At 50.4% G+C, this 8477-nt stretch carries 5 protein-coding genes; 2 read left to right on the forward strand and 3 right to left on the reverse strand.

What is annotated here, in order from left to right; all coding sequences use genetic code 11:
• A partial coding sequence (locus tag RRY12_03065; protein ID MEG2183636.1) for an amino acid permease occupies positions 1–326 on the forward strand: 326 nt, incomplete at its 5' end.
• Positions 327–343: 17 nt separating this feature from the next.
• On the opposite strand, the gene RRY12_03070 is transcribed toward RRY12_03065, so the two are convergent.
• A complete protein-coding gene (locus RRY12_03070; GenBank protein ID MEG2183637.1) occupies positions 344–2437 on the reverse strand; it encodes a DNA topoisomerase 3 in 2094 nt (697 codons plus the stop codon).
• Positions 2438–2701: 264 nt separating this feature from the next.
• Between RRY12_03070 and RRY12_03075 the strand changes: the two genes are divergently transcribed.
• On the forward strand, positions 2702–4918 hold the full coding sequence (locus tag RRY12_03075; protein ID MEG2183638.1) for a GGDEF domain-containing protein: 2217 nt from the start codon (positions 2702–2704) through the stop codon (positions 4916–4918).
• A gap of 183 nt (positions 4919–5101) precedes the next feature.
• Here RRY12_03075 and RRY12_03080 read toward each other — a convergent pair whose 3' ends face one another.
• Complete coding sequence (locus RRY12_03080; GenBank protein ID MEG2183639.1) at positions 5102–7090, reverse strand: TRAP transporter permease; 1989 nt, start codon at positions 7088–7090, stop codon at positions 5102–5104.
• A gap of 74 nt (positions 7091–7164) precedes the next feature.
• Positions 7165–8112 (reverse strand): TAXI family TRAP transporter solute-binding subunit, encoded by a 948-nt coding sequence (locus RRY12_03085; protein ID MEG2183640.1) that lies wholly within the window; start codon positions 8110–8112, stop codon positions 7165–7167.
• Positions 8113–8477 lie beyond the last annotated feature (365 nt).

Here is an 8477-nt window from a genome sequence, read left to right on the forward strand (position 1 = left end):
CAAAGTATCAGACGCCGCACCGCGCGCTGCTCTTCTTTATCCCTCTGCTCTTTTCAGTCCTTTTTCTAAGTTGGTCGCTGAAATGGGATCTAAGGCCGCTGCTTGGCATCCCAAGCGCCACTTTCCTCATGGTCTACGCAATAGGCATGGCCGCCGCCGCCCGCGTGCTGCCTACGAAAGCGGGAAAGGCCTGCGGCGCGTTGTCTTGCGCGCTGTCGGCCGCGGTCTTTCTCTTCTCCGGCTGGTATATGCTCTTTCCCATAGCGGTCGCGCTCTATTTTTTATGCCGCTATAAAGGAGAGTTTGGCGCCTGCTGCGGGAAATAACAGGCGCCCCCGCGCCGTTACGCCTTTAATTTCCCTTTGTTGTCCTCGTATCTTTTTCTGCACTTGGGACATAGCCAGTAAAAGCCGGTCGTATCTTTGTTTTTGACGCGCAGCGCCATAGCGCCGCAGCCGGGGCAAACGGCGGTCTTCTGCGGTTTGTTCCGCTCGTTTGTGAGGATGAGGCCGCAGTCTGAGCAGGCCCAGAATTTTTTGTTCTTGCCTTCGCGCAGCAGCAGCCTGTGTCCGTGGCATTTGGGGCACTCCTGCCCCTCCGGTTCTTTTTTGCGCGGCGAAAAACTATGCGGGTGCGCCGCTATCCGCGCTTTCGTTATGCGCCGCACCGCCTCCGTAATATCGGCGATAAATTCCGCTTCGGAGGCGCGTCCCTCTTTTATCTCCGTAAGACGCATCTCCCACAGCGCGGTGGTGTCCGGCTTTCGCAAAAGGTCTTCCACCTGGGCTATGAGCGCGCGCCCCTTCTTTGTTGAGATGAGCGCTTTTTTCTCCTTTATGATGTAGCCGCGCAGCTTTAATGTCTCGATTATCGAGGCCTGAGTCGCCGCCGTGCCGATGCCGGAGTTTTCTTTGAGCACCTTTTTGATGTTCTTATCGTCCACGTAAAGGTGGATGTGGTTCATAGCTTCAAGCAGCGTCGCCTCTGTAAAGCGCTTCGGCGGGGTCGTCTGTTTTTCCTCTATCTTCAGCCCCAGCAGCTCTACCGGCTCTCCGACCGAGCTGTCCGGGATGACCGTTTCAAGCTCCTTTTCTTCGTCGTCCGCCTCTTTTGAATACAGCTGATGCCAGCCCTCTTTGCTGCACTGTCTGTTTGTAGCGCGAAAAAGTTCGCCCTCCGCGGTAAATTCTATTGAGACGTTCGCAAACTCCTGCTGCGGCAAAAACTGCGCGGCGTAGCGGCGCGCCACGAGGCCGTAGATTTTTGCCTCGTCGGCGCTTATTCCGGCGGGGGCGGTGCCGGTCGGCACGATGCCGTGATGTTCCTCGATTTTTTTCGTATCCCACGCGGGTGATTTGAGCGCGGCATCCAGCGGATACTGCGCAAGCTCCGCGTCAAAACGCACGATGACGTCAAGCACCGCCGCGCGCCTCTCGTAAAGGCTCTCCGGCAGGTAGGCGCAGTCGGAGCGCGGATAGCTGACGTACTTTGCCTCGTAGAGCCGCTGCACCAGCTTCAAAGTGTCGGCCGGAGTGAAGTCGAACTTCTTAGCCGCCTCGCTTTGCAGCGCGGCGAGCGTGTGCGGCAGCGGCGGCTCCGTCTTTGTCTTTTTCTTCTCAAATTTTGTGACGGCGCCTTTCTTGCCTTTGAGTTTTGCCGCAAGCGCCATGATGGCCGCCTTGTCTACCACGCGCAGTTCGAGGTCGACGCCGGGCGTCTCCTCCGTGGGCTTCCATGCGGCCAGAAACTCGCCCGCCGCAACGGAGCTTTTTGCGCGCACTACGTAATAGATTTTTGGCGTGAAGTTTTCTATTTGCTCGTCACGGTCTGCGATGAGCGCAAGCGTCGGCGTCTGCACGCGCCCGACGGAAAGTATCTCGCCCTGTTCGCGCGGCGTCGTCACGGTGAATAGCCGTGTCATATTTAGACCAAGCAGCCAGTCCGCGCGCTGACGCGCCTCTGCGGAGCTGCAAAGCGAGCGGAACTCCTCGTTTGGCCGCATCCCGGAGATTGCAAGAGCGATCGCGGAACGGTTCATGTCCGTCACCAAAAGCCGCATCACAGGGCCTTTGTACTCAAAGTAATTTAATATTTCATCTATAAGAAGCTGTCCCTCGCGGTCTGCGTCGCCCGCGTTTACAACCGTATCCGCGCGCTTTAGCAGCTCGCCGATGTTGTCCAAAAGCTCGCGCGTCTCCGCCTTCGGCTTCAGCTTCCATTCGCGCGGAATGATAGGCAGCGTCTCGCGGCTCCAGCGCTTCCACGCGGGGTCAAGCTCATCCGGGTTCAAAAGCTCCAGAATATGCCCCGCCGACCAGCAGACGACGTCTCCGCCGTCAAGCGAAATGGAAAGCCTGCCGCGTCCCACCGCGCGCCCGCCAAGAGCGTCTGCGATGGCCCGTCCCAAAGAGGGCTTCTCCGCAATAAAAAGTCTCATAAAAATTCCCCGCTTCGGATCAGTTTTAAAATATTATCTTAACACAAAGCCAAAGCCGCCGCGCAAAATATGGAACGATTCGCGCCTCGACCAATTCGCCGGCGAAAGAGGCGTCCGCTGCGGCGCTCTGTGGGCAACCAGGCCCGCGCAGTCCTCTCAATCTAAATCTGCTTCTATTATTATAAATTATATAAAATGGTATAATAAAATCGGATTTATAGTTCGCTTATGTGCGTTTTTGCATCTGCGTGGGGAGGAAGGCAAGTGAAAACATACAGCAAACGGCAGCTGAACATAAGGCTCGTCTTTCTTCTTATCGCTGTAATCACGGCGGGGTTATGGTTTTATAACAGTTTTTTAAAAGACCGGCTCACCGAGCAAAACAAGCAGTACCTGCTTGAAATTTCCGCGAAAAATGCGGCCGCCATTGAAACTTTAGTAAATGAAGAAATCGACACTATAAAAGCCGTCGTCAACATAATCCAAAACGATCCTGATTTCAGCGTCGCCAATACGATGCATACGCTCAAACTCGAAGCAGAAAGAAAGACGTTTAAGCGGCTCGGCATTGTGGAACCCGACGGCAATACCATCACCACTGACGCCGTAACGATGAATTTGCTTGACAGAGATTATTATAAGAAAGCGCTGAAAGGAGAGAGCAATGTCTCCGACCGTCTTGTTGATAAAATAGGCGGAGGGCTCATCAATGTTCTTGCCGTGCCTCTTTATGTCTCAAACGATATAAAAGGCGTCGTCATTGCGACCATTGACAATAAAAAATTCTCCGACCTGCTGCGCGTTGATATATTTTCCGGCGAGGGCTTTGCCTATGTAATAAAAACGGACGGAAAGCCGGTAATTTACCCGCAGCATAAAAACGGTCTATCCGAATTTGACGATCTTTTTCAAGCAATGCTTGCCGGCGGCGTCAGCGAACAAGATGTTTTGCGAATAAAAAAAGATATGTCCGAGGGCAAGAGCGGCATGGTCGAGTACCGCCGTGACGGGGTAGCGAGAATTGCGGCATACTGCGCCTCTTCGGTCAACGATTGGTATGTCTTCTCCGTTGTGCCGAAGGCTGTAGCGCTGCATACGACAGATTCTATCCTGTTTGCCTCTTTTATCCTGACGTTGCTGATAGCAGTGTCGTCTTTAGGTTTTTTGATGTTTAGTATGAATACACAAAAGAAACATGTGGACGTCATCGAAAGGATCGCGTTTGTCGACGAGCTTACCGGCGCCTCTACGCTCGCAAAGTTCAAAATGGACGTTCAGCGAAGTTTGGAGGAGCACCCAGATACCTCATATATTATGAGTAAGCTGGATATTGCCGGCTTCAAGCTGATCAACGACCAATTTGGCTTTGAAACCGGGGATATGGTCATCAAAAACCTTGCTTCCGCTATACAATCCCTCAAAAAATACGATGATGAAACCTTTGCTAGAGTAAATGCGGATGAGTTCGTTATCTTTTGCCGTTTCTTTTCTATGGAGGCGCATGAGGCCCGGCGCAGGCAATGTGTCGAGCATTTCAGCCGTCTCACCGAAAATTTCGAGTTCAGCATAAAACTTCCCACAGGGAGATATTTAATAACCTCCTTCAACGATGTCAAGGACGACAGCGTTTCGGTATTTGAAAAGGTCAACTTTGCACATAGAAAGGCAAAGGAGAGTTCCGCCGAAAACATCGTAGTTTATAACGATGAGATAAAAACGAGCATTTTCAAAGAAAAAGAGATAGAAAGCAAAATGGAGGCGGCGCTCAAGAACCATGAATTTAAGCTCTATTTACAGCCTAAATATCGTTTGAGCGACGAAACTATAAGCGGAGCGGAAGCCCTTTCGCGCTGGAAACCTTCTTCGACCGCCCTAATTTATCCCTGTACGTTCATACCGGTTTTTGAGAAAAATGGTTTTATCACGAAGCTTGATATGTACATGCTTGAGCAAACCTGCATACAAATCAAGACCTGGCTCGAAAAAGGTATAAAGCCGCCCGTCGTTTCGGTCAATTTCTCTCGTTTGCATCTGCGCAATGAGCGTTTTGTAGATGAATTGTGCGAGATATGCGACAGACACCATGTCGCTCACACTTTTATAGAGGTTGAGATCACCGAAAGCACGATGATGGAAAATGAGGAGCTCTTATACGGCGTGCTTGACCGCCTGCACGAAAAAGGCTTTACAGTTTCGATGGACGACTTTGGCACGGGCTATTCTTCGCTGGGCCTGCTCAGAAACATTCCCATTGATGTGATCAAAATCGACCGCAGCTTTTTCCTGCCGGCGCACGATAATAAAAGGGCAAAGGCGGTATTGCTCAATGTTCTCAATTTAGCACGCGACCTTAAGATCTACACAGTAGCAGAGGGTGTGGAAGAAAAAGCTCATATCGACATGCTGCGTGAACTGGGGTGCGATATGGTGCAAGGATATTATTACGCAATGCCTGTTCCCGCGGAAGATTTATATAAATAATCACCGCCGATGACGACGAAAGCGCAGGGCTTACGGCGCCGCATTAGTCTGCATCCATGCAAGCTGCGCGCGGTACTTGCCGTATTACGCACGCTCGCACTCAAGCAAGCGGCCAAAAGAACAAAAGGGGCCTCTCCATGCGCGGCATAGAAAGGCCTCTTTTAATTTTTGACGCAGCGAGCTTTAAGCCATCACTTCGTCTAATGCGACATTGTCTTCATCGCGGCCCTTTGTCTTCTTGAAATAGAACATCAAGATTACGATAACGCAGGTTGCAACGACGCTTATCCAGAATCCATGATAAATGGCAAGAAGCGCAAATAGTCCAAATGCCACCCGCTCGTATATTTTAAGGTCTCTGTAGAACCAGCCCTCAAACGAGCCTGCAAGGGTGATAACCCCGAGCACTGCGGAGACGACCAGAATGCAAAGCTCGACCGGCTCAACATTTTGCAAAAGCAACATGGGGTTGTAGACGAAGCTGTAAGGCAGCAGGTAGGAGGCAAGCGCTATCCTTGTTGCCGTCACACCTGTTTTTGCGGGACTTGCTCCCGCTATGCCCGCCCCGGTAAAGGCCGCAAGGCAGACAGGCGGCGTCAGGTCCGCCATGATCCCGAAGTAAAAGACGAACAGATGGGCTGCCAGAGGCAGTACATTCATCCCTATAAGCGCTGGAGCAATGATTGTACTGCAAACAATATAATTGGCCGTGGTCGGTAGTCCCATGCCAAGCACCAGACAGGCGCACATCGCCATTATAAGCGTAAGGAAAAGACTCCCGCCGGAAATCTCTATTATATTGTTAGAAATGGTAAGCCCTAACGATGTGAGCGACGACGTTCCGACGATGAAGCCGACCAGCGCACAGGCCAGCGCTACGCCAAGCGCTCCGCGAGCGCCTTCGACGAGTGCGTTGATGTTGTCTTTTAAGTTCATTCTCGTATTCTTTTTTAAAGAACTTACGACTATGACCGAAACAACGCCGATAAATCCGGCTCTGAGCGGAGTGTATTTCAACAGCAGCGTCACGATGACGACCAGAACGGGAATGATAAGATGTCCGTCGCTTTTCATTACCTCTCTGACGGTCGGCAGTTCACTCTTTGGGATACCCATAAGCCTTTTTTTGCGTGCTCTGATATGCACGTTGGTAAAGATGGCGATGTAATAAATCAGCGCCGGGATTATCGCGGCGGCCGCGATTGAAAGGTACGGTATGTTGAGGAACTCGCTCATGATAAAGGCGCCGGCGCCCATTATAGGAGGCATCAGCTGGCCGCCCGTTGAGGCGCACGCTTCGACCGCTCCCGCGTAATAGGGCTTGTATCCGACTCTTTTCATCAGCGGGATAGTGAAAGTTCCGGTCGTAGCCACGTTTGCGACAGATGAGCCGTTTATCGTTCCAAGCAGTCCAGATGCCACAACGGCCACCTTTGCGGGGCCGCCAGGCTTGTCTCCCGCTACCGCGAGCGCCAGTTCGTTAAAGAACTTTGCGCCGCCGCTTTGGGAGAGATAGGCGCCGAAGATGATGAATACTATGACAAACGTCGCCGAAACACCAAGCGCCAACCCAAAGATGCCTTCGGGAGTGAGATACATGTGCTGAATAATGCGGCTTATTGAATATCCGCGTATCTCAAATATTCCGGGAGCGTAGTTGCCAAAGTAACAATAAAGCAGGAAAAGGATGCTCATACATGGCAAGACATTTCCTACGACCCTGCGCCCCGCCTCAAGTACAAGCAGGATGGCTGCGATGCCAAGATATATCTCGTATGGCAGAGGTTCCGCGCCGCGGCGTGCGATAGCGTTGAAGAAAAAAATGATGTATCCGATGACACCACCGGCACATATCGCAAGCAGCCAGTCATACCAAGGGGTTTTTACTTTTGAGCTTTTGCTTGAGGCGGGGAAGAGTATAAATACCGCCACGATTGCGAAGGTAAGATGCACGGCCCGCTGTATTGTGATGGGCATGGCTGCGATGCCGGCCGTATAAAGGTGGAACAAAGACATTGCCGCAAGCCAGCAGGCGATAAATACTCCCTGCCAGCCGGAAAGCCTCCTGTAGCGGCTTTCGGCGTCATATTTTTCCACAAGTGAATTTACCTGTGTTTCATCCATACTTACCTCTTCAAGTAGGGATTTTTTTGTCGTTTCGTTATTGTCCATATAATCTTCCTCCATTAAAAAAGCACATTGAGGTTATGTCCGAAACATAACCTCAATATCAGAATAGAACCGGTTTATTTTACAGCGCCGATTTCCTTATAATATTTCTGTGCTCCTGGATGAAGCGGAACCTGTATGAACTTCAAATTTTTGGGGTCCATTGAGGCGAGGCGTGTTGAGACGTTGAGGATGTCTTTTTTCTTGTCATAGAGAGCCTTGGTCATCTTATATGCAGAATCGGCGTCCAGCTTGTCAGAGGTGATGAGGACGTTCCAGCTTGCGATCGATTTTACTGCTTTGGACTGTCCTTTGTAAGTGTTCGCTGGAATGTCGAACGGCAGGTAATAGGGGAGTTCTTTGCAGAGATTCTTGATCACCTGCGGGTCAAAATCGATAAGCTGGGCGGTGCCAAGCGTTGCTATTTCCACGACTCCGGCGATTCCAAGCGCGCCTACCGTAAGCCCGGCGTCTATGTTATGATCCGCAAAAGCTGCGGCTGTATCTGAAAGACCGAGGTTTTCAGTCTTGATGTCCTTATCAGGGTCTATCCCATTGACTTTGAGCAGAGTTCTCACTGTGACTTCGGTGCCGCTTCCGACGGCGCCTACCGAGACGCGTTTGCCTTTAAGGTCTTTCAGTGTTTTGATATTGCTTCCTTTTGCTACCAGGAAATGTATCGGTTCTGCATAGAGAGGCGCTAACGCGCGCAGGTTTTTCATCGGTTTTCCAGCAAAGGTGCCCTTGCCTTCGTATGCGAAGAAATAAAGTCCGTCTGCAAAAATCACTTCTGCCTCGCCTTTACCAAGAAGCGCGAGGTTCTGTGCGGTTCCGCCAGTGGATTGAGCGTTTGCCTTCATTTGGGGGATAGATGAATTCCATACTTTCGCCATTGCGGCGCCGACAGGATAATATGTGCCACCAGTAGATCCAGTACCGACATTAATAAACGTGGATGCGTTGACAGATGAGGCTAAAGCGACCGTAAGAATGACTGCGGCAAATAAACTAGCTAATTTCTTCATAAAAAAACACCTTCTCTCATAATATTGAAACGCGGGAGGCCAAGATGGAGCTTATTAACATTTATCTCCTTTCTAATTTTTTAGATTAATTTGATTATAATGAATGTATACCGGAAATGCAAGAAAAAACTTAAAAAAAGAAACAAAATCTTAAAATAATTTAAAATATTTTACAAAAAAGTGCAAACAGTTAGAACATAACGTGAAATTGATAATTATTGGTACTCTGAAAACTGGATATTATGAAAATAAAAGTCAGCCTTTTTAGGCGTTAATTATTAAAATAACCTTTAGAGGTAAATAGGTGAAACCGGATCTCGCTGGTATTCCGGCACAGCGCTGCGCGCCGCGTTCCCTTGGGTGCA

The organism is Cloacibacillus sp., assembly GCA_036655895.1.
Classification (GTDB): Bacteria; Synergistota; Synergistia; order Synergistales; family Synergistaceae; genus JAVVPF01.